Origin of the sequence: Roseovarius sp. SK2 (assembly GCF_028807495.1) — a bacterium.
Taxonomy (GTDB): Bacteria; Pseudomonadota; Alphaproteobacteria; order Rhodobacterales; family Rhodobacteraceae; genus Roseovarius; species Roseovarius confluentis.
Genome location: NZ_JARAMK010000007.1, coordinates 68,197 through 93,504, shown reverse-complemented (window position 1 = coordinate 93,504; position 25,308 = coordinate 68,197). Strand labels below are relative to the sequence as shown.

Below are 25,308 nucleotides of genomic sequence, written 5' to 3'. Positions count from 1 at the left end.
CGCATGCGTGATTACAGTTTTACAAATGTCACGGGACATCCCATTGCGACTGCGGCTAGGCTCCGCCACAGGACCAACCGCTTCAAGGACAGACGATGACGACTCCCCCGCTTCGTGCCGCCGACATTCTTGCTCAGCGACTTTACCAGGCGGGGTGTCGCCACGCGTTCGGTATGCCAGGGGGCGAAGTCCTGACCGTCGTTGACGCGCTCGAAAAGGCAGGCATCCGGTTCACGCTGGTCAAACACGAAAACGCCGGCGGGTTCATGGCCGAGGCGGTACATCACCGCGACGGCGCACCTGCGATCCTCGTCGCCACCGTCGGGCCCGGCGCCATGAACGGCGTCAACGTCGTCGCCAACGCCGAGCAGGACCGGGTTCCGATGATCGTGCTGACCGGATGCGTCGACGCGGACGAGGCGCTGACCTACACGCATCAGGTCCTTGACCACCGCGCCGTCTTTGCCCCGATCACCAAGGCAACATTTCAACTGACGGCCGCCGGGGCCGGCATCGTGGCCGACAAGGCCGTGTCGATCGCAACCGAGCCGCGATGCGGGCCGGTCCTGATCGACGTGCCGATCAGCGTGGCAGATACGCGCGTTTCGTCCGATATCCCGCGCCCCGTTCGACCCGCCGCATCGCCCGTTGCCCCCAGTGGCGCCGACGCCGCGCGTGCGCGCAAGGCCCTGGCCGAGGCGGAGCGCCCTGTCGCCATTGTCGGCCTGGATGTACTCCAAGACAGCTCACATACTGTGTTGCGAGCCTTTCTGGAACAGTTCGGCATTCCTTTCGTCACCACCTACAAGGCCAAGGGAGTCCTGCCGGAAGACCACCCGCTCTGTCTCGGCGCTGCGGGCCTGTCGCCATTGGCCGACACGCACCTGCTTCCGCTGGTTGCCCGGGCGGACCTTGTCTTATGCATCGGGTATGACCCGATCGAGATGCGCACCGGCTGGCGTAACGCCGTCGACCCGGCGCGGCAGACGGTTATCGACATCGCCGCTGTACCCAACACCCACTACATGCATCAGGCAACGCTGAACTTCGTCGGCCATACCGGAGAAACGCTCGAGATGCTGGCCCAGAATACGGCGGTCCGCGAGACTTGGGCGGACGGCGCGCCAGACAAGTCGCGGGCGGCCTTGGCCGACGCCTTTCCGCATGGCGATGACTGGGGCCCCGCCGCTGTCATCGCCGAAACCCGTGCAGTGATGCCCGATACCACGCTTGCCACTGCCGATAGCGGGGCGCATCGGATTCTCCTCAGCCAGATGTGGCGCTGCAGCGAGCCCCGCGGTCTGATCCAATCCTCGGGTCTTTGCACGATGGGGTGCGCCGTGCCGATGGCCATTGGCCTCAGGATCGCCGAGCCGGACAGGCCCATCATCAGCTTTTCCGGCGATGCGGGCTTTCTGATGGTCGCGGGGGAGCTCGCGACCGCGTCGGAGCTGGGGCTGACACCGATCTTCCTTGTCTTCGTCGATGCCAGCCTTGCGCTGATCGAGCTGAAACAGCGACAGCGACAGATGCAGAACCAGGGCGTCGACTTCGCTCGGCACGATTTCGCCGCCATGGGCCGCTCTTTCGGCGGCGCGGGTCACACTGTGCGTAACCGAGCCGAATTGCGCGCGGCGCTGCAGGAGGCGCAGTCCTGCAAGACGTTCACCGTGATCGCAGCCGAGATCGAACCGGGCGGGTATGACGGACGTACCTGACCCTGTTAGCTCATAATTTTGTAACATTCGCCCAAAAAACCGGCGAATTTACACCCATATCGGGGTATTTCCGCCGAGAGGTACGATTTTTAGGCGACTTTTCGCAATCGCACCCCAATCTCGATACACGAAGCTTCACCAATACGTTAGCGCGAACGATACCGTTGTGTGCCTGACTTATCTGTTTGTTAAGCAGGTTCAGCGGGGCGGTCCCGCGTCAATTACGGAAGAATTTATGAAGTCCGATGTTTTCGATCAGCCCGTCTGCCTGACAAAGGAAAACGCCGTTGAGGCTTGGAACAATACGATGCTGGGTTTTCTCGCCCATGCGGCTGTCACGCCCAAGCATCTTGGCAAGGTGCTGGAGATCGAGCCTGATTTTGCGCTCGGCCATGCGGTCAAGGGCATGTTCTACATCCTGCTTGGCCGCCATGAACTTCTCCAAACCGCGCACGAGGCTCGCGCAGCAGCGCTCGAAGCGCTGGAAACCGTCGGGGCGACGACGCGGGAGCGCAAATACGTCCACGCGCTTGGCGTTTGGCTAGATGGCCGGCCAAGTCATGCCATAGCACTTCTGGAAGAGGTCTTGACGGCTCAGCCGCAAGATGCGCTTGCGATGAAGCTCAGTCACGCCCTGCGCTTTCTTCTTGGAGATTCCAGCGGAATGCGTCGGTCCATTGAGCGGGTGCTTCCGGCCTATGGCCACGATCATGCCGCAAGAGGCTATCTTCTTGGCTGCCATGCCTTCGCGCTCGAAGAGACCGGCGACTACGAGAAGGCGGAAATCGCGGGGCGGCAGGCGCTCTGGATGGCGCCGGATGACGCGTGGGGGCTTCATGCCGTGGCACATGTGCATGACATGACGGCGAATGCCGCGAAAGGTCTCGACTGGCTGACAGGCCGAGAAGCTGCCTGGGCGCACTGCAACAATTTCAGGTACCACGTTTGGTGGCACAAGGCGCTGATGCATCTCGACCTTGGCCAAGTGGACGCTGTTCTGAACCTCTATGACACCCGGATCCGCAGCGACCGGACAGATGACTACCGCGACATCTCGAACGCAACCTCTCTGCTGATGCGGCTGGAGCTGGAAGGCGTGAATGTCGGCAACCGGTGGGAGGAGCTGTCCGAGCTTTGCGCCAACCGCACCGAGGATGGTTGCCTGATCTTCGCTGACCTGCACTACCTGATGGCATTGACCGGCGACAAGCGGCCCGGCGCGACGTCGCGGTTGCTGCAAAGAATCGCACAGGATGCCAAGTCCAACTGCGAGATGGGCAACCGTATGAGCGACCCCGGCGTCGCCGCTGCACAGGGGCTGGAGGCGTTTGGCGATGCGCGATACGACGCTGCGTTTCTCAACCTAGCACAGGCACGAGACGGGATGCAGCGCGCCGGCGGCAGCCACGCGCAGCGCGACGTGTTCGAGCGCATGACGATCGATGCCGGAATTCGCGCCGGGTACTTGGATCAGGCCGAAGCAATACTAGATGATCGACAGTCCAAGCGTGCGGGGCGCGAAGACGGATATACCGCAGCCCGCCGTGCGCTGATCGCGTCGGGTCGTGGCGGGTATGAAACAACCTCATTGCCGGCCTAATAGATCACGATCGACTCCCGGTTTATAACAAGAAAGACCAATGCCATGGCGACCATTTCGCCATCATCCGATTACCAAGAAACGGTCGAGGCTCCTGCCGTCAGCGCAGCGCCCGTGGCTACACTGCGCGATCCCAGGCTGGATTTCTTCCGCGGCATCGCGATGTTCATCATCCTTCTGGCCCACACGCCCGGAAATCTCTGGACAAAGTGGCTTCCCGCGCGCTGGGGGTTTTCCGACGCCACCGAGATGTTCGTCTTCTGCTCCGGCATGGCGTCGGCCATCGCCTTCGGCAAACTGTTCCAGAGCAAGGGCCTCGCCATGGGCACTGCCAGAATCGCCTTTCGGGTCTGGCAGGTCTACTGGGCGCATATCGGCCTCTTTTTCGTCGTGCTGGCCTGCATGCTTGCCCTGCCCTACCTGGGTTTCACCTTGCGGGACTACGTCAGCCAGCTGAATCTGCCGCCGTTTCTCGATAATATCGAAGGCAACATGATCGGCCTCATGACGCTGACCTATGTGCCCAACTATTTCGATATCCTGCCCATGTACCTGGTGATCCTCGCGATGATCCCGTTCATGATGGCCCTGTCGCGGCTTCATCCCCTCGCAGTACTGGGCGCCAGCGTCCTCATCTGGTGCACAGCCAATGTCGAGATGCTCGAACTTGTCAGCGATACCGACGTCACGCCGCTGCAACTGCCCGCGCAACTCTGGTTCCCCGAAGGCAAGGATGAGCGCCCCTGGTTCTTTAACCCGTTCGGCTGGCAGCTGTGCTTCTTCACCGGTTTCGCGCTGATGATCGGCTGGTTGCCCCGCCCACCGGTCAACCGCCTGTTGATCGGTGCCGCCACGGCTTACGTGCTCTTTTCCTTCGTCTTTTCCTCTGTCGGCATGCGTGCCTATGACTGGCAACCGGCTTGGTGGGACAGCATCCGCAGTTGGCAGTGGGAGACATATCGCGACTTTGGCGCGCTGCGCAGCAAAACAGAATTCGGGCTGTTTCGCTATCTTCACCTGCTCGCACTTGGCTATCTCGGCTGGGTCGCTGTGGGCGAAGGGGGCAAACACCTCCGGGTCGGACAGGTTTGGTCCTGGGTGGTAAACAACATCATCATGAAGGTCGGCCAGCAATCGCTCGCTGTCTTCGTGTTCTCGATGTTGCTCGCGCGGCTGCTGGGTGTCTGGCTTGACGAAACGTCGACGCTGGATGGTGACGACCTCGTCCGCAACCCATGGACCAACGCGTTCATCAATCTGGTCGGTTTCGGTCTGCTCGTTGCCTGCGCCTACACAGCAGCCTGGTTCAAGTCGACTCCTTGGAAACCGCGCAAACCGACAAGGTCACCAATATGAACCGTGCTTTCTCGCTTTCGCGCCGCCAACTTCTGGGTGGGGTCGCGGCTTCGGCACTTTGGCCCATTGCGACGCGGCACGCAGCCGCCACCGACGGGCCCGTGCCTTTCAGCCGTGAGATGGTGATCGAGTTGGCGCGGCAAAGGTCGCAGCAGGACTACGCGCCACGCGACACCATACCCGAAGATTGGCGAGCGCTGACCTACGACCAGTATCGCGACATTCGTTTTCCTCGGGACCATGCGCTCTGGGCCGACACGGACCGCTCCTATAATATCGATTTCTTCGCGCCGGGCCTCTATTTTCCGCGCGCCGTCAAGGTCTTTTCGGTCGAAGACGGCATGGCTCGCCCGGTGACGTTCGACCTTGCGATGTTCGACAAGGGCGACCTCGTGCCGGACCTGACCAAAACCGCTGAAAGCCTAGGGTTTTCCGGGATCCGCCTACGCACCGACCTTGGTCACCCGGAATACAAAACCGAGTTCTGCGTATTTCAGGGCGCCAGTTACTTCCGCGCCATCGGCATAGGGCAGACCTACGGGTTGTCCGGGCGGGGTCTGGCGCTGAACACCGCCGGTCCCGAGGGCGAGGAGTTTCCCGAGTTCATCCAGTTCTGGCTGGAAGCGCCCGGGTCAGATCAGGAAAACATGGTCGTGCATGCCCTCATGGACAGTCCCAGCGTGTCCGGGGCCTATCGTTTCGACATAACGCCCGGCGCAGCCAGCGTGATGGAGGTCGAGGCAACGCTTTTTCCGCGTGTCGAATTGAACAATGTCGGCGTTGGGCCGTTAACATCCATGTTTCTCTACGATCAGACCAATCGCAGCCGCTTTGACGATTTCCGCCCCGCGGTGCATGACACCGACGGGTTGCAGATGATGAACGGCAATGGCGAGATGATCTGGCGGCCACTGGCCAACCCGACACAGCTTCAGGTTTCCAGCTTCGTCGATACCAACCCGCGTGGATTCGGGCTGATGCAGCGCGCCCGCAAACTGTCTGATTTTGCTGATCTCGAGGCCCTTTATCACAACCGGCCCGGCCTTTGGGTCGAACCGAAAGGCGACTGGGGTCGGGGAACGGTGACGCTGGCGGAAATTCCGACACAGGAAGAGATCTACGATAACATCGTCGCCTATTGGCGACCGGCCGACCCCATGCCAGCGGGCCAGCAGGTGGATCTGTCCTATCGGCTGACATGGGCGGCGGAGGCACCCGTGCAAGGCGACATGCCCCGCGTGCTGAACACCGCCATGGGCAAACGCGCCTTTGGCGAAGGCCGGGTCGTCGTGATCGATTTCGAAGATAACCCGCTCTTCGATGACGGGCCGGACGAGATCGACGTGCATATCCATTCGCCGCAAGTCGAGGTCAGCGACGGCGTCCTGCAGCGCAACCCGGCCACGGGCGGGCTGAGACTGGCGTTCAATTTCGACCCCGGCGAACGCGGACATGTCGAACTCCGCGCACAATTGCGCAAGGACGGACAGAACGCATCCGAGGTGTGGCTTTACAGGTGGACAGCATGAGTATGAACGACCTTCGCGTAATGCCGCCACTGGCCCCGCTCGACATGCCCGAGCAGGATCTCGACGTTTGTTACGCAGATCCCAAGGCGCCCCCTGCCCGGCCGGAAGAACGCGTCACGCTTTGGCGTTGCGTGGTCTTCATCCCGGCGATTCTGGCGACCATCGGCTTCATCTGGTTCATGTGGGACTGGTTCGGTGTCGATGGCATCACCTGGGTCGAGGGCACTCTGCTGGGCCTGATGTCTTTCAACGTGTTCTGGCTCTGCTTGACGGTCACCACGGTCTTGCTGGGGATCGGCTCTCTGACACAGGCGCTGAAGCGGCCCGGTCATCCACGACCTCTGAAGGTGGCGCTGTTGATGCCGATCTACAACGAGGTGCCGTGGTATGTTCTCGGCAACGCCCGTTCCATGCTGGAAGAACTGAGGGCGCGCGGCGGTCCGCATGAATACGCCATGTTCATCCTTAGTGATACGAGGGACGACGCTATCGCCCGTGCGGAACAAGATTCCATCCGCTCGCTTCAGGCCACGCTGTCTCCGGGGCTGCGCATCTACTATCGCAGACGCGCCGAGAATACCGACCGCAAGGTCGGCAACATCACGGACTGGGTGCAGAACTGGGGCGCCGACTGGCCCGCCATGCTGGTGCTGGATGCTGACAGCCTGATGTCCGGCCGCGCGATAGGCCGCCTGACCGATGCGCTGGCACAGGATCCGGGCGCGGGCCTCATTCAAAGCTGTCCGCAACTGATCGGTGCCAACACCGTTTTTTCCCGGATGCAGCAGTTCGCCAACGGCGTCTATGGCACCGCCCTCGCCGAGGGGCTGGCCCGCTGGACCGGGCAGGAAGGCAATTACTGGGGTCACAACGCGATCATCCGCACCGAGGCCTTTGCGGCCAGCGCCGGCCTGCCGCACCTGCGTTCGCTGACGGGCCGCGATCAGTTGATCATGAGCCACGATTTTGTCGAGGCCGGTCTGTTGCGCCGGGCCGGGTGGGGCGTGCGGGTCCTTCCGCGCATCCGCGGCTCTTACGAGGAAACGCCGCCGACGCTGATCGACCACATTCAACGAGACCGCCGCTGGTGCCAGGGCAACTTGCAGCACCTGCGCCTTCTCTCGACGCGCGGCCTGCGGACCGCATCGCGCTTTCACATGTTCCACGGCGCGATGAGCTATCTCGCGTCGCCGATCTGGTTCGCGCTCCTGGTGATGTGGGCGCTGATGGGCCAGGGCGGCGAAAAGTCCGTGCTGACCTACTTCCGTCCCGACAACCCGCTGATGCCGGTCTGGCCCGAGATGACCGAGGCGAAACACGTCCTGATCATTGCCCTTATGTATTCTCTGCTCTTGCTGCCGAAACTACTGGGCATCCTGGTGGTCCCGCTGACACGGTCGCGCTTTGCCGAATACGGTGGGCCATGGCGTTTCGCGTTGTCATTCCTGTCCGAACTCGCGCTATCCGTCGCCTATGCGCCTATCCTGATGGTGCAGCAGATGATCGCGGTCTTCCGCACCGTGTTCGGCCTGCAAAGCGGCTGGAGCCCGCAACAACGCGATGGTGGCCGCTACGGCTTGGGCACCTTGCTGATCTGCCATGCGCTGGAAACGGCAAGCGGTGTCCTGCTGGTCGCCGGCATGGCGGCGGGGCTGGTGTCGCTTTGGCTGCTTCCGATCGCGGTCAGTCTTGTTCTGGCGGTTCCCCTGTCGGCCCTCAGCGGCGTGTCGCTGAAGGGCCTGGTGTCCAAGTGGATGGGAACAAAGGAACTATGGCGCGAACCCCCGATCACCCAGGCCGCGCGGCATTACCGCGCCGAACTGAAGCAGGCTCTGGAAGGCAAGCCACCCTCGCGGCAGGCTGCGGAATAACCGAGGCTCAGCTGTCGTAGGCTGTTACCGGCAAACCCGTTTCGATCCAGCCCGGCCCGACGGACGAACCCAACATGCCTTCGGGTACGTTGATGACCCGGGTATATCCTGCCTCGGTCAGGGCAATGCTCAGCCGTGCGGAACGGACGCCACTCGCGCAGATCAAGGCGATCGGCACATCCTTGCGTGCGCCCGTCAATGCATCCAGATGGGCAATGAACCCGGCATCCCGCATGTCGATCGGATGGGCACCCTGGCCAATACCGGTGCGCGTCCATTCGTCGGGCCGGCGAATATCAACAAGGATGATCTCGCCGGCCTTCGCCGCATCAAAAGCGTCACGGACCGAGAGCGCAGCACCGTCGAATTGCGGCCTCGGCCAGACCGCCCAGCCGAGAGCCGCCGCCGTGCCAACCCCCAAGCCTGCCCCCAGCAGGGCACGGCGAGAGAGGCGCGAGGCGGCTTTTCCTGTCATCTTTTTCGTCCTGAAGCGTCCGCACTAAACATATCTCGCCACTGTGCACCTGTCATGGTCCGCCGCCTCGTCGCACAACACGTTCGCGTGCACGGGCAAGCCAGCCAAGCGATGTCTCGGTGTCACCTTGGGGCCTGTACTCCGCGCCCAGTGGGCGGTTCCAGCCAAGCGCGTCGATTTCGCGGAACACCATGTCATAGTCGAGATCGCCGTGATCCGGCCCACCCCGGTCAGGCACGGCAGCGAACTGAATATGCCCGATATCAGACAGGACCGCGCGCAGGCGCGCGATCATATCGCCCTCGACCCGCGCCACGTGGTAGCAATCGAACATGAGCTTCAGGTTCGGCGCGTTCACGTCCGCAATCACCTGCTGCGCATGGTCGGTGGATTGCAGAAAATAGCCGGGAGCGTCGAACGGGTTGATCGGCTCGATCAGGATGGTCCTGTCGGATGCGATGTCACACGCATAGGCAAGGTTGTCCCTGAAAACCGATCCGGCCTTTGCCCCCTCCGCCCGGCCTGCCATGACATGGATCGCCTCGGCGTCTGCAGCGCGAGCGTAGTCTACAGCTGCATCGATGGCGGCGCGCGCGTCCGCCGCGCGTCCCGGCAGGGCGGTCAGGCCGAAATCCCCGGCGGATACGTTGCCCCGAGCGGTGTTCAGGCCAAGAAGGGGCAGTCCCGTCTCGTTCAACGCGTCACGCAGAGCCTCGGGCGGCGTGTCGTAGGGCCAATGACATTCCACCGCATCGAAACCGGCCCGCGCGGCCGCACGTACGGCCTGCGGCAAATCCAGCCGCGACCAAAGGAAACCCAGATTGGCGGAAAACCTCGGCATGAGACCTGCTTGACCCGCTTTTGCATAGAGGACGACCCTGCTAAATCACAACCATAGATGACGCATTGACCCAAGGGAAAACACCATGAAGGCCGTGTTGTTCGACCAGTTCGGCGTCACGCCGAAGATCGCAAATGTTCGGGACCCGACACCGGATGGCAAGGGCGTTGTCATCGAGGTCGGCGCGACGGGAGTGTGCCGCAGCGATTGGCACGGCTGGATGGGCCACGATCCAGACATCACGCTTCCCCATGTTCCCGGTCACGAACTGGCCGGTCGGGTTGCGGCGGTCGGGCGCGAGGTGCGGCGGTGGAAAGTGGGAGACCGTGTGACGGTGCCGTTCGTCGGCGGCTGCGGCACCTGCCCGGAATGTCACGCGGGCCATCAGCAGGTCTGCCACAACCAGTTTCAGCCCGGGTTCACGCACTGGGGGTCCTTCGCGCAGTATGTCGCTATCGGGCAAGCCGACCTGAACTTGGTGGCCCTTCCCGACACGATGTCTTTCGAAACCGCGGCAAGCCTTGGCTGCCGGTTCGCAACCGCCTTCCGCGCGGTGGTCGACCAGGGACGTGTCCGGGCGGGCGAGTGGGTCGCCGTGCATGGCTGCGGAGGTGTGGGACTTTCGGCTCTTATGATCGCGCGGGCAATCGGGGCGCAAACGGTCGCCATCGACATATCAGAAAACAAGCTGACCCTCGCCCGAAGCTGCGGCGCGACGCATACGATTGACGCCACCGCGGCTGGCGACGTGGTCCAAGCAGTGCGCGACATCACCGACGGTGGCGCGCATGTGTCGCTCGATGCGCTTGGTCACCCGACGACATTCTTCAACTCGGTCTCGAACTTGCGCAAGCGTGGGCGTCACGTGCAGATTGGCCTGCTTTTGGCGGAACAGGCCACGCCGGCCGCCCCGATGGCGAAAGTGATCGGCGACGAGCTTGAAATCCTCGGCAGCCACGGGATGCAAGCGCATCGCTACGATGCCATGCTGGCGATGATCCAATCCGGCTTGCTGTCTCCCGATAAACTTATAGGCGACCGCATTTCGCTCGAGGCATCCATCGACGCCTTGACGGGAATGGACAACTTCGCCGGCATTGGTGCGACCGTCATTACCGAATTCTAAAGGAATTCTGATCGGAGTGAGAGGATTCGAACCTCCGGCCCCTGCCTCCCGAAGACAGTTCGGAAACCAAAGTTATAGAAAAACAAGACATTTTAATTGCTCATAACTTCGTATTACCCCAGAAATCCGTCAGATATCTGGGACGGTACCAGAAACATCGGACCTGCATGCTTAGCATCTTTGAGCCGCTATTCCACGTCAGCATTTTTTGCATGCCTCACGCAATCTCGCTCTGAAAACCCAAAATCAGTACAGGTTCAGCCCAAATCTTGACACAAGATCCATTAAAAAGAAACGAACCGTTTCGCGGTTTAAATTTCAGCTTGTGAGGGGCTAATGAAGAACGAAACAATCTCTGTTGCATTTGTCCTGCCATGTCTCAACGAGGTTGCGACGCTGGAGAAGTGCATTCTCAGAGCGCAGGTCGCTCTGGCAGAAATTCGTGAGAAGTTTGGCCTTTCCGGCGAAGTGATCGTTGCTGACAACGGCAGCACCGATGGCAGCCAGGACATTGCCCGACGCGCGGGCGCAAGGGTCGTGGATGTGCCGGAACGCGGCTACGGCGCGGCGCTGCTCGCCGGGTTCGGCGCGGCGAAATCGCAATATCTCGTCATGGGCGATAGCGATTGCTCCTATGACTTCGTCGAGGCCGTCCCGATGATCGAAGAGCTTTTGAACGGTGCCGACTTGTGCATGGGCAACCGGTTTCGCGGCGGCATCAAACCCGGCGCAATGCCGTGGAAAAACCGCTACATCGGAAATCCGGCCCTTTCGGGTCTCCTAAGGTTTCTCTTCAAGACCGACATCGGCGACGCCCATTGCGGCCTGCGCGCGCTGACTGCACCCGCTTTGGAGGGCCTTAACCTGTCGTCATCCGGAATGGAGTTCGCCTCCGAAATGCTCCTGAAATCCGTCTTGCTGGATTACCGGATCGCGGAAGTGCCGGTCACCCTGTCGCCGGATCAGCGCGGCCGCGATCCGCATCTGAATCCTTGGCGCGACGGGATGCGGCACCTCATCTACATGCTTTTGCTCAGCCCAAGCTGGCTCTTCATGGTGCCTGGCCTCGCGCTCGGAGTGCTCGGGCTTGTATTGATGACCGCCCTGCTGTCCGTCGGGGGCGATGACTTGGTGCAAATCGGCTTCTTCTTCTTTGGCAGCCACTGGGCCGTCATGGCCAGCGCCGCAATGGTCATCTCCGTGCAAACGATCATCATGGGGTTGTTCGCCCAGCTCTACAATTACAAGGCACTGATCCGGCGGCCCAGCAAACGGGCCATAGCCTTTCTCACTGCGTCACGGCTCGAATACTGGCTTCTGGCCGGCTTGTTGTTGATCGCGGGCGGCCTTGCGTGGATCAGCACCATCACGCTCGGCTGGATTGCATCCGACTATGCTGGCCTCAGCGCGATGCGGTCGATGATCGCAGCAGGAACGATGTGCGTGATCGGTGCGCAGGTATTCTTTGCCGGTTTCCTGATGTCGGTGGTCTCCGGCAACCGCTCGCAGCATCTGTATGCAGCAAGTGTCTGACCAAAGCTGGCAGATGCGATGATGAAGCAGGCAAATATCATCGACGGAGCCGAAACAAGACAAAGCCAGCTGTGGATCGCGCTGGCCGTCACGGTCGGCGCGGTACTGGGGATCGTGGCCCTCTTCTTTGCCAGCGAAGCGTCCTTCCCCAGTCTTGCGGCCCTGTGCGCCCGCGTCCCCCTTTGGACCTATGGCGTCGTTGCCCTTGGCCAGGCGACCATCGTATTGCTGGCGGCTGTCCGCTGGCGCGTGTTGCTGAAAGCCGTTTCGCCCCGGGGCGAAACCTTGGCCCTCCGACATGCAACCGCGGCGACGACATCGGCCGCCATTGCAGGACAGTTTTTGCCGATCCAGCTTTGCACCCCGGTAATTCGCGCATGGTTCGCGGCGCGTTTCGATATCCCTGTCCTGAGATCCCTGGGCACGTCGGCATTGGAGCAAACCTTTCAGCTTCTCGTGCTGGTCAGCGCAGCAGGCCTGAGCGTCTTGTTACTGCTGCCAACACCCGGCTGGGTTTTCGATGCGAGTGCCGCGATCCTGTTCATGACCGCCCTGGTCTTCTTCGTCCGATTATCAATTCAGCTGGCGTCGAAACTGCTTACACATATCGCGGATCGTGGGGCGCTACTTCTGACGCGTTCCGCCGATCGTCTGCGCCTGGGCGTCGAAAGGGCCGCGCAGCTGCCCGACCACATCCTGACATCGGTCACCGCACTGAGTCTTCTTGGGTATGCTGTCCTTGCCGCGCTGAATGTCCTGCTGCTCAGCACCATCGCGGGCGTGGACATCCTGCCACTTCTGATCGCTTATCCGTTGGTTCTGTTCCTTATGTCGCTGCCCGTGTTCCCCGGCGGGCTTGGCGTGGTCGAAGCGACATGGGCGGGCGTCCTCGCGCGCGAAGGCCTGCCCTTTGATCAGGCGGTCGAAGCCGCTCTGGCGTTGCGGGTGGTCTCGACCCTGGGCTTCTTCCTAATCGCGCCGCTGCTCCTCGCCGACCTCCAGCCACGCAGGCGGAGCGCGCCATGACCCGGCCCTGGCTTTCTGTGATCATGCCGATCTTCAACGGCCATGCGACTCTGGACACAGCGCTGTCATCGCTTGCAGGGCAATGCGATGGGCTCGAGATCATCGCCGTCGATCAAGCGTCAACCGATGGCAGTCGCGATCTGCTACAGGCGGCGCAAATCCGTCTTCCGATCCGGATCATCGACAATCCCGACGGCAGTTCGTGGACCGAGAACACCAACATCGGCCTGCATGAGGCCCGCGCACCGCTTATCACCATGCTGCATCAGGACGATGTCTGGTCGCCTGGGCGCGCCGCGCTTCTCAAAGACATGGCCGGCCGGCATGAAGAGGTCGACATTTGGGCGCATGGCGCTGACCTCATTGACGAACACGGGGCAACCGTCGGTCAGATGTGCCCACCATTCGGGACGGCGCGCCGTGTTCTGACGTCCGAAGAGGCGATGTCGCACCTGATCGTGCAAAACACCCTGGCGCTGCCCGCTGTCATGTTCCGGCGCGATGCCGCGCTACACAAGGGCGGTCTTGATGAGGCACTTTGGTACACTGCGGATTGGGATCTTTGGCTGAGCCTTGCGCGAAACGGTTTGGCCTGGGATCCCGGACACGCCTCGGCGTTCAGGATTCACGCGAACTCCCTGACCATGACCGGTTCGCGGAACTTGCAGTCCTTCAAACGCCAGTTGGAGATACCGCTCGACCGGCATCTCGTGCATCTGCCGGACCGGCTCAGGCGGCGCGCCCGCAGACGCGCGGAGGCAGCCAACGCGCTCAACGTCTGTTTGGCGGGCCTGCATCACCGCAGTCTTCGCGGTGTTGGTTCAGCCCTTCGAAAGGCCTTCATGCTTGGCCCTAACGAATGGAGTGATTTTCTCATGACAACACAGATCGTGAACAGGTTGGCGCCCCGGATGAAGCTGGCAATGAAAAAAGGAACATGACATGGGATCTATCGGAGCAAGCGTAAGACGTGCCTTTGGTCCCTATGAGAGGCAGGTTTCGGAACTCTACCGCCGTGTTTTCATCGACCTGGAGAATCTGGCGGACTGTATCCAGGACTGGGCAGATCCGACCGCCATCTGTGAAATCGGCTGTGGCGAGGGAGCATTGGCCGAACGCCTTTGCCGGGACTTTCCTGATGCGTCCTACCTGGGCATCGACATCGCCCCGCAACTTGGACGCATGTATGACGGCGATCGTGCCGAATTCCGCCAGATCGACGCACAGGACCTGGCCGAAGAACGCAGCGGACAGTTTGATCTGGTTGTCCTCAACGATGTCATGCACCATGTGCCGGTCGGTATCCGCGCGGACATCCTGCAAGCCGCGAAAAAGCTTTTGGTGCCCGGCGGTGTTCTGGTGTTCAAGGACTGGCTCAGACGCAGCACGCCCATTCACGCGGCCTGCTATGTGGCCGACGTCTATATCGGTGGCGACAAGAACGTCGCCTACATGGCCATGGAAGAGCAACGGGAGCTGATCGCTTCGGTGTTCGGGCCCGAAGCGGTCGCGGCGGAGCAATCGATCAGACCCTGGTCTCAGAACCACGCCTTCAAGGTTGTCAGATAGGCCATTGGGGATGACGGCAATCACGTGCATCCAACCTCCGGGGCTCAGTCACGAACAAAGGCTTACGTTTGCGATAAGGCTGTTCATCCTGGTGAAAATCGCCGCCTTGTTTGTGCTGGCGATCAACACACGCTTTGTGATGGATGAGTTTTGGCACTTCACCCAGCCTGTATATCTGTTCGACGGCACCTTCGACACGATATGGCCCAAGAAAGCGGTTGGCTACGCGGTCTTCTACGAACTGTCCCACCTGATCGGCTGGGATGCGACATCTATGCTGATCACGGGCCGGTTGACCACAGCCTGCCTTTCGCTGGCGTTGATCGTGTGCATCTACAAATGCGCCCGCGCCTTGGGCCACGAGCGTATCACAGCGATCCTGGCAGTGGCGCTCCTGCTCAGTTTCAGCAGCTATATCGAGCGCGGATTCCGACTTCGGTCCGAGCCGCTCGCCACGCTGTTTGCGGCTTTGGCCGTGCTGGTCGTCATCCGATATGAAACCGACCGTGCCAAGACCCTTCTGATCGCGGGGTTGCTCAGCGGGTTGGCCTTCGTGACGACGCAGAAATCGGTCTATTTCAACTTTGCCCTGGGGGCCGCTTTGGTGGTCGATGCCCTCTGCATGCGCTCTGCCTCGCGCGCGTTCTTTCGCGGAGGGCTGCTCATTCTCGGCTGGGCCGGTGCCATACTCTTCTACGGCGCCCTGCTCGGCGGCACCGCGATGCCGCAGGTCCTGAAGATGCTTTTCCTCGGGCCGGTCGAACTCGCCCTCCATGGTGGCAGCTACTATGAAGGGCTGGATGCCTTTGTCTGGCAGACGCTTTTGCGCAACGCTGTGCCGTACGCGCTGGTGTGCCTTGGCCTTGTCCTGTCAGCTGCGCGTATTCTCAAATGCGACAGTGCAGCGCGGATATTTCTTGTCCACGCGGTCCTGCTGACCGGGCTTGTCTTCTTTCACAACCAGACATGGCCCTACGTGTTCTCAATGGCGCTGCCATTCCTGGCGGTCTTTGGTGCTGTTGCCGTGACAGTCCTGCTGCGGCAGGGGGCAAGCCGGTCCGCAATGGCGCTGGTCATCCTGTCGGTGATCGCCGTACAGAGCATCGTGCGCAATGTGCAGTACCTGGGCCACGACAATCTCGCTCAACTCGCACTCGTGCAACAGGCCGAAGCGCAGCTTGCGCAGGACGAGACATATTTCGACGGCATCGGCATGATCCCGAGCCGCCGTATGGAGCCCCGCCTGTGGCTCGATGCCCAAGCCGTTCGTGAAACGAACGAAAAAGGGCGGAATTCCACGCTCTACGGCGCATTACTCCGTGCCGAGCCTCACCTTGTGATTGCGACGTATCGCACAGACGGGTTGAGCTCCGTATTCGGTGATGCTCTGAATACGACATACGGCTTCCTAACTTCACATATTTTGCTGCGGCTCGAAGCTAATCGGATCCTGACACCTCCAAAGGCCGAGCGGGCTCCGCTCTTCAACGGTATATATACCGATTGATATCTGCTGCGTACGGATGCGTGTTTCATGTTTAGACATGCTCATCTTGCGTTTTTCGAGTTCGTCAGTACATTCTGGAATATCTGCCTCGTGCGGATTAGATCTTGTGAATGTTGGCTTTTCAGCGCCTATATTGCTCACGATCAGCACATAAAAATTTCCGCGTAACGGTTTTTGCTTACTGATCTGATCCCCGCAAACTGGACCGTCTGAAGCTGGAGTTTTCCGCTATGATTCCCTGGCTGGGAGAGGAGCGGAATCGCATGAAGGCATCGAAGTTTTCGGTCGCGCAGAAAGCATTCATCATCAAGTACGGCGAGGAAGGCACGCTGGCGTCTGAGATCTGCCGCAAGACAGGCATCAGCCAGGCGACCGATTTCAACTGGAAGAAGAAGTATTCCAACATTCAAGCGTTTTGTTCTGTATGATCGACGCCGCCGACACGTTCTCTCGCAGGCAACCAGCGTAACTTGGCTACCAGTCTGAATTTCCAACCTTCCAGCCAATTCCCCTTCAGCGGCATGAACCAACTGCTAATTGACCTGCTTGGATACCTTGGAAGGAGGTTCTTCAAGCCGTCGGGGGACCCGCGACGAGGTAGCCCAGCTCATTCGTGCGGCACGCAAATCACCAAGGACGCGATACCTCGCGAAGTTCATTCTAACGGCCCTGTACACTGGATCCCGAAAATCTATGATCCTCGGCCTCGGTTTCATTCTTCACTTTTATGGTGGCTATGTGGGTTTCCGAACCGCAAAGCTTCACCGCAAGGGGAATGCCCAAAAGCAGACCAAGAAGAATGCGCCGACCATTCCGATTCCGGATCGGCTGCTCCGCCATTTCTAGTGGTGGCAAAAGAATGGTGCGAAATGGGTTGTCGAGATCGAAGGACATCGCGTTGCAGGCATAAAGAACGATTGGGAAACCATGGGACGCCGGAGGTCACGCCTCACACATTGCGACACACCGCGATCACCTGGGCCATGCAGGGCGGTGCGAATGCCTGGCACGTATCAGGCTTCTTCGGCGTAACGATGGACACGCTCGAGAAGTATTACGCGCACCACCATCCGGACTACGTTAAGACAGCTGTCAACGTGGCCAACAACATGGGCAAATCATGCGTCTCCTACGGGCAGGTCAACGCTGCGCGTCACGCCAGCCTGCCTCCTATCGAGAAGCGGCAGACGCCACCATAAGACGAGGTCAGTGTCGCATTTCTGGGACGCGTCCCAGATAAAAACATATCCTGAAAAACTTAAGGGCCCCTCGAGGCCCTTATTTTATTGGTCGGAGTGAGAGGATTCGAACCTCCGGCCCCTGCCTCCCGAAGACAGTGCTCTACCAGGCTGAGCTACACTCCGACCGTGAGACAGCCGATTACAGAAGCCGCATTTCCTTTGCAAGGGCGGAATCGCGTGGTGGGCTCTCATCGGCTTGCCGGAGCCGTTTGCAAGAGCGCTCACAACCTTCCGCTTTTATGGGCCTATCGCCTTAGAACACCATAAGGCAGGAAACATGCCGCGAAGCATTCAGCAGGTCGATTACGTGCCGTTCTTGCTTTTGCGTCGCCGCGTAGACCCTGTAATGCGACAAGCACGCCCGTCAAAGAAGCAGGATATCCGGCTCCAATTCCGGGCGATACTCCCGCGTATCGATCAAAGACCGTCGGACAGCGCGGCGACGATTGCATCGCCCATTTCGCTGGTCGTCACCGGCTGTACGCCTTCCTCACCCAGAAGGTCCGCCGTGCGCAGGCCATCGGCCAGAACTTTCTCGACCGCGGCTTCAAGGCGTGTAGCCTCGTCGCCTTGATCGAAGCTGTACCGCAGCGCCATCGCAAAGCTGAGGATACAGGCAATCGGGTTCGCCTTGCCCTGCCCCGCGATATCGGGCGCCGAACCGTGCACGGGCTCGTAAAGCGCCTTGGGCCGACCATTGGCCATCGGCGCCCCGAGGCTGGCCGAAGGCAGCATCCCAAGGCTGCCCGTCAGCATCGCGGCGGCATCCGACAGCATGTCGCCAAAGAGATTGTCGGTGACGATCACATCGAACTGCTTGGGCCAGCGGCAAAGCTGCATCGCGCCCGCATCAGCGTACATATGGCTCAGCTCGACATCCGGATAATCCTCGTCATGCACCTTCTGGACCACTTCGCGCCACAGGATGCCCGACTCCATGACGTTGGCCTTCTCCATCGAACAGACCTTGTTCGACCGCCGCCGCGCAAGTTCGAAGGCCGACCGCGCGACGCGGTCGATCTCGGATTCGGTGTAGCGTTGGGTGTTGATACCGACCCGCTCGTTGCCTTCCTGAATGATGCCGCGCGGCTCACCAAAATAGATGCCGCTTGTCAGCTCGCGCACGATGACAATGTCGAGCCCTGCAACGACATCTTTCTTCAGGCTGGAAAAATCCGCCAAGGCGTCAAAGCACTGTGCCGGGCGCAGGTTGGAATAAAGATCCATCTCCTTGCGCAGCCGCAACAGGCCGCGCTCCGGCTTGACCGAGAAATCCAAGTTGTCGTATGTCGGTCCGCCGACCGCGCCCAAAAGCACCGCATCAACAGATTGCGCCTTTTCCATCGTGTCGTCATGCAGCGGCGTGCCGTGCTTGTCATAGGCCGCGCCGCCGACAAGATCCTCGCTTACGTCAAACGCCATGCCGCGGTTGGATCCGAACCAGTCGATCACCTTACGGACTTCGACCATGACCTCGGGGCCGATCCCGTCGCCGGGCAGAATAAGAAGCGAGGGGGTACTCATGCGCGATCCTTTCGAAACTCTCTTTTCCATCGCCTAGCCTGAGCCGCGGGGAGGGTCAAGAAAGGTAAGGCTTCAATCCCGTTGCAAGAGCCTGCCAAACCACGGCAATCCTTGGTGTGTGTCGCAGCGCCTGATGGGTGGCGAGCCAGACCGGAAGGCTTGGCAGATCGATATCGAAATCGAGATCTTCGACATCATCGTGAAGCTTGCCCAGCGCCTTCATGCCAAATCCGATACCGCATCCCGCGCGGACCAGTTCCCAACCCACCGTGTGGCTGTCGCATCGAAAGGCAAACATCTCGCGCGAGGCGGGCATGTCACGTTCCTGCATGCCGCGAATGATCTCCTCGTTCCGGTCATAGCCGATCAGAGGATGGTCATAGAGGTCCTTGAAGGTGCGCGGTCGTCCTGCGCTGTGCAGGTAGGCGCGGGATGCAAACAGGCCAAGCGGGAAATCCCCAAGGTGGCGCGCCACCAGCTCGAGCTGTTCCGGGCGATACATGCGCACCGCGATATCGGCCTCGCGGAACAAAAGGTTTTCGGTGCTGTCCGAAGGCATGAGGTCAATGCTGATTCCGGGATGCTCGGCCCTCAGCCGCGCCAGGATCGGCGGCAGAATATAGACCGACACCGTCTCGCTTGCGGTAATTCGCACCGCGCCGGCGGCCTGTGTCTGTTGCCCGGCAGCGGTAAGCTCGATCTCGACCATGGCGCGATGCATTGCGCGTGCGGGTTCCAGCAAGGATTGGCCGCTTTCGGTCAGGTCCAGGCCCTTTGCTTTGCGGTGGAACAGAACTTGGCCAAGCTGCTCTTCCAGCTGTCGGACTTGGCGTCCAAGCGTCGGTTGGCTGGCCCCCAACAGCCGGGCCGCGGCGGAAAGCGATCCCTTTTCCGCCACCGCAAGGAACGCGCGGACGAGCGACCAATCCAGATCTGACATGCGGCTTACCATTCATGAATGAATACCTTATGAGCAACATTTGGCAATTCCTATTCCCGCTCAATTATCTAACGTGGCGTAAATCATCGTCGCGCGAGGGATGAACAGATGCAGAAAACCGTTCTTATTTTGGGTGCCACGGGGCGATTTGGGCGCCACGCCACCGACGCGTTCTGGAATGCCGGCTGGACGGTGCGTTTATTCGACCGCGCGCAAGACGACCTGACGACCGCGGCACGGGGTGCCGATATCATCATGGTCGCGTGGAACCCGCCGTATCACCTCTGGAAAGGTCAAGTCCCCCTGCTTCACGCCAAGGTGCAGGCTGCCGCGCGGGCTTCTGGCGCTGCGGTGGTCTTGCCGGGAAATGTCTATGTCTACCCGCCCGACGCCAAGGCACCGTGGAGCGAAGGGACAAACCACGCCGCGCCCGCGCCGTTGGGGCGCATCCGACAGGAAGTGGAACAGGGCTACCGTGACAGCGGCGTGCAGACGATCCTTCTGCGCGCGGGTGATTTCATTGACACTGAACCGACAGGCGGCTGGTTCGACAGGGTTCTGATGTCGCGCTTTGACCGGGGACAGATTCTTTACCCCGGTGATCCCGATGCGCTGCATGCCTGGGCCTTTCTACCCGACCTTGCGCGAGCGGCCGAACACCTTGCGCGGCAGAAGCTCCGCCTGGGAAGTTACGAGGAAGTCATATTTCCGGGATACAGCGTGACGAGCAGGCAAATTGCCGATCTTCTGTCGCAGGTTTCACGCCGCAAGATCATGGTGCGACGGATGTCATGGATACCGCTTCGGCTGGTTGCGCCGGTCTGGCCCATGGCAAAGGGCTTGCTGGAGATGCGCTATCTTTGGGACACTCCCCACAGCTTGCGGTCCAAGCGCCTGTCGGAGCTTTGCCCAACCTATCGCGATACTGATGTGGAAGATGCGCTCCGCCAGGCTGCCGCGCCATGGTTGAGCCGCGTCCGACACGCGCGCTGCGCTCAGTTCTGTCACTTCACCAAAAGGTCGACCCAAACCAACCTGTGACGGCTTGCTTCCGCGATGTCCGTCTCGGTGTCGTGAGCCACTATCCCGCTGTCCAGGATTTCCAGCTCGGCGGATGGCAGGACATAGCTGACCCGAAGCGATCCAGGCACGGGCGCAGGCCAGTCCACCGTGTCAAGGCGCGGGTCGCCTGTATGGGCCTCGCCCTGTCTCAAGCCGCCGCTACGCATCGGCGTCGGATCCCGGAGCCGGTCATCCGAAAGAAGGCGCCGGATTGCCTCTTTCCGCCCTTCGCCGTCAATCGGGTTGAGGTTGGCGTCGCCGGCTAGAACGAAGGGCGCGTCGGGTGCCTGATCCAGCCTGCCATCGAGATAGTGAAGCCAAAAGATAATCTCGTCATGGTTCCTGCGTCCGTTCCGATCTTCCGGCCCGTCAAACACCGGCGGGCTGGCGTGAAAGGTCAGAACGCGCAGGGTCGCGTCGTCCACCTGGATCGGGACGTCCCAATGCGCCACGGTTGAAAGGCGCTGAATCGCGGCGACATCTTTAGGCAAAAGCGGTGTCCCATCCTTCAATGTCAACTGCGCATCAGGCGTGTCACGCCAAAGGTAGCCACTGAAGTCCCGCACCTTGCCGGTAAGGATGGGGAACCGCGACAGCACCGCCATACCGCCCTGTCCTGCGAACTCTCCGTAGCCTTGTGCGTCCCTGGCACGGCCCAGCCGTCCGCCTCCGTCAAGGTCCAGCCCCGTCACCATTCCAGCGTTTGGGCGCAGGGCAAAGATATAACGCAGATTGAGACCGTGATGGGCAATTCTGTCACTCAGCGCCTGCAAGGCGGCCAAGTCATGGTCATAGTCGATGTCTTGAAGCGCGATGATATCCGGCTGCGCCTGCGCGATGACCCGTGCGACAGCCTCCGCCTGCGGATCTTCCTCGGACAGGATATCGCGCAGCAAAAGTCCCGGACCATTCCGGGCCAGCTCGGTGTTGAATGTTGCGATGCGAACCAACGTTTCTGCCATCGCGGGCCAAGCGCCAAGGGACCCGATCAGAATGCCGGCGATCAGGCGTTCTGCAATTCCTCGGCCTCGGCCTTGGCGTAGACGCGCCGGCGCTTTTCCTCGATCAACTCGGCCACGCGCATAAGGGCGATGCCACGCATCAAGATGCTTGCAGGAAGAAGGGCCCATACGGTCATCATCCAGATCAATGTTTGCTCGCTCTGGAACGACACCGGCTCGATCACCAGCGATGCCGCCTTCACGATCGCTGGAATCAAGAATGGCAGCAAAGCTCCTAACACAATGTTAAGACCTGAATCGCGCCGCAGCCGGTCCACGATGTCGCCCCCGCGCGTGGGATCGAAAAGCGGCAGGTTCACCCATACGTTGAACGCGCCGTTGCGCATCGGCCACCCCAGGAGCCGCACCAGCGTGACGAAGACCAGTATCATGACCAGCGACACGCTGTAGGCGACGTCTGCCGCGATCCGCACGCTATTGGCAAGCTCCAACGTCGCATCTGGCGGCAACATCAGCACGACAAGACGCACCGGCGAGAACGGAAAATCCATCGCATTGCCGATTGCCTGGGCGAAATAGGTGATGATCAGCGTGATCGGGCTCGGCTCGATCTTGCCGCGCGCGATCAGCGACAGCATGACAACCACCAAGACCAGCGCCAGGAACTTCAACCGGTTGAACGGTGGGGCGAACCGGAACTCGACAATGCTCGGGTAACGGCCAAAATACTCGATGAACGTCAGAAACGAGAAGAGCAGCGCGATCACCACGACGATCTGTGCCGTGTCCGTCGCGACCGACGGCAGCACAAGTGCCGGTGTTGCCACCAGCAAAGCCACGAGTATTGCACGCGTCAGCGCGCTGATGATCTGCGAAACCACTGCCCGGTTCCCTTCCAACTGGCCTGACCCGGTTCGATGCCGTGCCATTGTTCCAACTTGGGTCCGTCGATTATGACGGCTTGCCTCATTCTTGCCCAATTTTTGCCTTCTTTCACCATCCGGCTCAAGATACCAAGTCTTTAGAGTTAGAATTTCCGGCGATTTGATGGTAATTGTGGTGCCAGATTGCATCAATTTGCTGCCCGGTTTGAGGCACTGTGGTGTTCACACCCTACATGTAGGGGTATCTCGCTAACCCCCCACAATAATTGATTAATATAAGTTGTGGTTTTAATTAATGTTTTAAGAACTGGATTGCGCCGGCCACTCAATGCCGCCGGCGCACTGCTGTCAGTTCGGGATCAGACCCAAGGGCGTTCCGTCGCAGCCTTCGATTCGAACGCATCGATCGACGCGGCCTTTTCCATTGTCAGACCGATATCATCGAGCCCATTCAGCAGACAGTGCTTGCGCCAGGGGTCCACTTCGAATCCGATCGTGCCACCATCCGGGCCGGTGATTTCCTGATTTTCCAAATCCACGGTCAGCACCGCGTTCGACCCACGCTCCGCGTCATCCATCAGCTTGTCCACCTCTTCCTGCGGCAGGACGATGGGCAGGATGCCGTTCTTAAAGCAGTTGTTATAGAAGATGTCGGCGAAGCTGGTGGAGATCACGCAACGAATACCGAAATCGAGCAGCGCCCAAGGCGCGTGCTCCCGGCTCGAGCCACAGCCGAAATTATCGCCGGCCACGATGATCTTGGCCTCGCGATACGCGGGCTGGTTGAGAACGAAATCCGGGATCTCGTTGCCATTGTCGTCATACCGCATCTCGTCGAACAGGTTCACCCCCAGCCCCGACCGCTTGATCGTCTTCAGGAACTGCTTGGGAATGATCATGTCGGTGTCGATGTTGACCAGCGGCATCGGCGCCGCGACGCCTGTCAGTTTCACGAATTTTTCCATCAGTTCATCTCCCGGATGTCGGTCAGCTTGCCGGTCACCGCCGCCGCCGCGGCCATCGCCGGGCTCATCAGGTGCGTACGCCCGCCGCGGCCCTGCCGGCCCTCGAAGTTACGGTTGGACGTCGCGGCGCACCGTTCCCCGGGCTGCAACTGGTCCGGGTTCATCGCCAGGCACATGGAACAGCCCGCAAGCCGCCATTCAAAGCCCGCATCTGTAAAGATCTCGGCCAGACCTTCCTCCTCTGCCTGCGCCCGTACAAGGCCCGAGCCCGGCACGACCATCGCCCGCTTCACCTTGATCTTCTTGCCTTTCAGTATCTCGGCGGCAGCGCGCAGGTCTTCGATCCGACCGTTGGTGCAGGAGCCGATGAAGACCGTGTCGATCTCGATATCCTTCAGCTTCTGACCCGCTTTGAGACCCATGTATTCCAGCGCGCGCTTGGCTGCCTCGGTTTTGCCGCCACTGAAGCTCTCGGGCGTGGGCACCTCGGCGTCGATCGGCAGTACGTCCTCGGGGCTGGTACCCCAAGTCACGACCGGCGCGATATCCTCGCCCTTGATGGTGATCACCTTGTCCCAATGCGCGTCGTCATCGGAATACAAAGTCTTCCACCAGGCCAGCGCCGCCTCCCACTGCGCGCCTTTCGGCGCGTGAGGACGGCCCTTGATGTATTCAAAGGTCTTTTCGTCCGGCGCGATAAGGCCAGCGCGGGCGCCGCCCTCGATCGCCATGTTGCAGACGGTCATTCGTCCTTCCATCGAGAGGTCGCGAATCGCTTCGCCGCAATACTCGATCACGTACCCTGTGCCGCCCGCCGTTCCGGTCAGGCCGATCACCGACAGCGTAATGTCCTTGGCGGTCACACCGGCAGGCAACTTGCCCGTGATCTCCACCTTCATGTTCTTCGACTTGGTCTGGATCAGTGTCTGGGTCGCCAGAACGTGCTCGACCTCCGACGTGCCGATCCCGTGCGCCAGCGCACCGAACGCGCCATGGGTCGCCGTGTGGCTGTCGCCGCAAACCACGGTCATGCCCGGCAAGGTCCAGCCTTGTTCCGGGCCGACAATGTGAACGATCCCCTGCCGCACGTCGCTGACCGGGTAATAATGGATGCCGAAATCCTTGGCGTTCTTGTCGAGCGCGGCCACCTGGATGCGGCTGTCCTCCGGCATGGCTTCGGGATTGTCGCGGCCCTCGGTGGTCGGCACGTTGTGGTCCGGCACGGCAATTGTCTTGTCCGGCGCACGCACCTTTCGGTTCGCCATACGCAGCCCTTCAAAGGCCTGCGGACTGGTCACTTCGTGTACCAGGTGCCGGTCGATATAAAGCAGGCTGGTGCCATCCTCGGCCTCATGTGCCAGGTGGGCATCCCAGATCTTGTCATAGAGTGTCTTGGGGGACATTGGTCCTCTCCCGTCGTGTCAGTGAAATCTCAAAATGGCAGGTATCGGCACCGCCCTATAGGCGCGCCAGAACCGTGCAGGCCGCACCGAAAAAACGCCAGGGCAGGCGCGCACGATCGTCTATGTCGAAAATCCGTATCATGAATGTCAGATACAACCCCGCTCCGAGTCTATCA

At 60.6% G+C, this 25,308-nt stretch carries 20 protein-coding genes, 2 tRNA genes and 1 pseudogene; 13 read left to right on the top strand and 10 right to left on the bottom strand.

The genetic code is table 11. The annotated features are described in order from the left end of the window. Positions 1-95 precede the first annotated feature (95 nt). The 5 genes from PVV74_RS14135 (at position 96) to mdoH (ending at position 8,074) form a co-directional block, all read left to right on the top strand. Positions 96-1,718, top strand: coding sequence for a thiamine pyrophosphate-binding protein (locus PVV74_RS14135; protein WP_274593648.1), 1,623 nt, complete (start codon positions 96-98; stop codon positions 1,716-1,718). 235 nt (positions 1,719-1,953) lie between these two features. After that, positions 1,954-3,318 (top strand): tetratricopeptide repeat protein, encoded by a 1,365-nt coding sequence (locus PVV74_RS14130; protein ID WP_274593647.1) that lies wholly within the window; start codon positions 1,954-1,956, stop codon positions 3,316-3,318. Positions 3,319-3,363: 45 nt separating this feature from the next. After that, a complete protein-coding gene (locus tag PVV74_RS14125; protein WP_274593646.1) occupies positions 3,364-4,674 on the top strand; it encodes an OpgC family protein in 1,311 nt (436 codons plus the stop codon). Then, positions 4,671-6,203 (top strand): glucan biosynthesis protein, encoded by a 1,533-nt coding sequence (locus tag PVV74_RS14120; protein ID WP_274593645.1) that lies wholly within the window; start codon positions 4,671-4,673, stop codon positions 6,201-6,203. The genes PVV74_RS14125 and PVV74_RS14120 overlap by 4 nt, the downstream gene beginning before the upstream one ends. 2 nt (positions 6,204-6,205) lie before the next feature. Continuing rightward, positions 6,206-8,074, top strand: coding sequence for a glucans biosynthesis glucosyltransferase MdoH (gene mdoH / locus PVV74_RS14115; protein ID WP_274593748.1), 1,869 nt, complete (start codon positions 6,206-6,208; stop codon positions 8,072-8,074). 7 nt (positions 8,075-8,081) lie between these two features. Here the strand turns inward: mdoH and PVV74_RS14110 are convergent, their stop codons facing one another. Together PVV74_RS14110 and PVV74_RS14105 are read right to left on the bottom strand one after the other, a co-directional pair. Further along, the gene (locus PVV74_RS14110) at positions 8,082-8,549 is read right to left on the bottom strand and encodes a rhodanese-like domain-containing protein (RefSeq protein ID WP_274593644.1); all 468 of its coding nucleotides are present in this window, start codon (positions 8,547-8,549) and stop codon (positions 8,082-8,084) included. 52 nt (positions 8,550-8,601) lie between these two features. Beyond that, positions 8,602-9,390: a hydroxypyruvate isomerase family protein gene (locus PVV74_RS14105; RefSeq protein ID WP_274593643.1), complete on the bottom strand. Its 789-nt coding sequence runs from the start codon at positions 9,388-9,390 to the stop codon at positions 8,602-8,604. Between the two features lie 85 nt (positions 9,391-9,475). Between PVV74_RS14105 and PVV74_RS14100 the strand changes: the two genes are divergently transcribed. Beyond that, on the top strand, positions 9,476-10,516 hold the full coding sequence (locus PVV74_RS14100) for a zinc-dependent alcohol dehydrogenase family protein (RefSeq protein WP_274593642.1): 1,041 nt from the start codon (positions 9,476-9,478) through the stop codon (positions 10,514-10,516). Positions 10,517-10,528: 12 nt separating this feature from the next. Here the strand turns inward: PVV74_RS14100 and PVV74_RS14095 are convergent. Further along, a tRNA-Ser gene (locus tag PVV74_RS14095) sits at positions 10,529-10,636 on the bottom strand. Positions 10,637-10,852: 216 nt separating this feature from the next. Between PVV74_RS14095 and PVV74_RS14090 the strand changes: the two genes are divergently transcribed. From PVV74_RS14090 to PVV74_RS14065, 6 genes and pseudogenes are all read left to right on the top strand, one after another. Next, positions 10,853-12,049 (top strand): glycosyltransferase family 2 protein, encoded by a 1,197-nt coding sequence (locus PVV74_RS14090; RefSeq protein ID WP_274593641.1) that lies wholly within the window; start codon positions 10,853-10,855, stop codon positions 12,047-12,049. Positions 12,050-12,067: 18 nt separating this feature from the next. After that, complete coding sequence (locus PVV74_RS14085; protein WP_274593640.1) at positions 12,068-13,075, top strand: lysylphosphatidylglycerol synthase transmembrane domain-containing protein; 1,008 nt, start codon at positions 12,068-12,070, stop codon at positions 13,073-13,075. Further along, entirely contained in the window at positions 13,072-14,016 is a 945-nt protein-coding gene (locus PVV74_RS14080; protein WP_274593639.1) for a glycosyltransferase family 2 protein, read from the top strand. Before PVV74_RS14085 ends, PVV74_RS14080 begins: the two co-directional genes overlap by 4 nt. Before the next feature lies 1 nt (position 14,017). Further along, positions 14,018-14,644: a class I SAM-dependent methyltransferase gene (locus PVV74_RS14075; RefSeq protein ID WP_274593638.1), complete on the top strand. Its 627-nt coding sequence runs from the start codon at positions 14,018-14,020 to the stop codon at positions 14,642-14,644. A gap of 91 nt (positions 14,645-14,735) precedes the next feature. After that, the gene (locus PVV74_RS14070) at positions 14,736-16,151 is read left to right on the top strand and encodes a DUF7056 domain-containing protein (protein ID WP_274593637.1); all 1,416 of its coding nucleotides are present in this window, start codon (positions 14,736-14,738) and stop codon (positions 16,149-16,151) included. A 263-nt stretch (positions 16,152-16,414) separates the two neighbouring features. Then, positions 16,415-16,558, top strand: a pseudogene (locus PVV74_RS14065) (transposase); the annotation flags it as partial. A gap of 880 nt (positions 16,559-17,438) precedes the next feature. On the opposite strand, the gene PVV74_RS14060 reads toward PVV74_RS14065, so the two are convergent. The 3 genes from PVV74_RS14060 to PVV74_RS14050 form a co-directional block, all read right to left on the bottom strand. Next, positions 17,439-17,515, bottom strand: a tRNA-Pro gene (locus tag PVV74_RS14060). A 294-nt stretch (positions 17,516-17,809) separates the two neighbouring features. Then, complete coding sequence (leuB, locus tag PVV74_RS14055; RefSeq protein WP_274593636.1) at positions 17,810-18,916, bottom strand: 3-isopropylmalate dehydrogenase; 1,107 nt, start codon at positions 18,914-18,916, stop codon at positions 17,810-17,812. 55 nt (positions 18,917-18,971) lie between these two features. Then, the gene (locus PVV74_RS14050; protein WP_245890493.1) at positions 18,972-19,856 is read right to left on the bottom strand and encodes a LysR family transcriptional regulator; all 885 of its coding nucleotides are present in this window, start codon (positions 19,854-19,856) and stop codon (positions 18,972-18,974) included. Positions 19,857-19,964: 108 nt separating this feature from the next. Here PVV74_RS14050 and PVV74_RS14045 point away from each other — a divergent pair, with 108 nt between their 5' ends. Continuing rightward, a complete protein-coding gene (locus tag PVV74_RS14045; protein WP_274593635.1) occupies positions 19,965-20,897 on the top strand; it encodes an epimerase in 933 nt (310 codons plus the stop codon). On the opposite strand, the gene PVV74_RS14040 is transcribed toward PVV74_RS14045, so the two are convergent. From PVV74_RS14040 to leuC, 4 genes are all read right to left on the bottom strand, one after another. Continuing rightward, positions 20,861-21,880, bottom strand: a complete 1,020-nt coding sequence (locus tag PVV74_RS14040) for an endonuclease/exonuclease/phosphatase family protein (protein WP_274593634.1) — start codon at positions 21,878-21,880, stop codon at positions 20,861-20,863. The two genes, PVV74_RS14045 and PVV74_RS14040, sit on opposite strands and share 37 nt — an antisense overlap. A 41-nt stretch (positions 21,881-21,921) precedes the next feature. Further along, positions 21,922-22,761 carry a hypothetical protein gene (locus PVV74_RS14035; protein WP_274593633.1) on the bottom strand — a complete coding sequence of 280 codons (840 nt, stop codon included), beginning with the start codon at positions 22,759-22,761 and terminating at the stop codon, positions 21,922-21,924. A 362-nt stretch (positions 22,762-23,123) separates the two neighbouring features. Further along, complete coding sequence (leuD, locus tag PVV74_RS14030; protein ID WP_274593632.1) at positions 23,124-23,729, bottom strand: 3-isopropylmalate dehydratase small subunit; 606 nt, start codon at positions 23,727-23,729, stop codon at positions 23,124-23,126. After that, positions 23,729-25,132, bottom strand: coding sequence for a 3-isopropylmalate dehydratase large subunit (leuC, locus tag PVV74_RS14025; RefSeq protein ID WP_103763626.1), 1,404 nt, complete (start codon positions 25,130-25,132; stop codon positions 23,729-23,731). The genes leuD and leuC overlap by 1 nt, the downstream gene beginning before the upstream one ends. Positions 25,133-25,308: the final 176 nt, after the last annotated feature.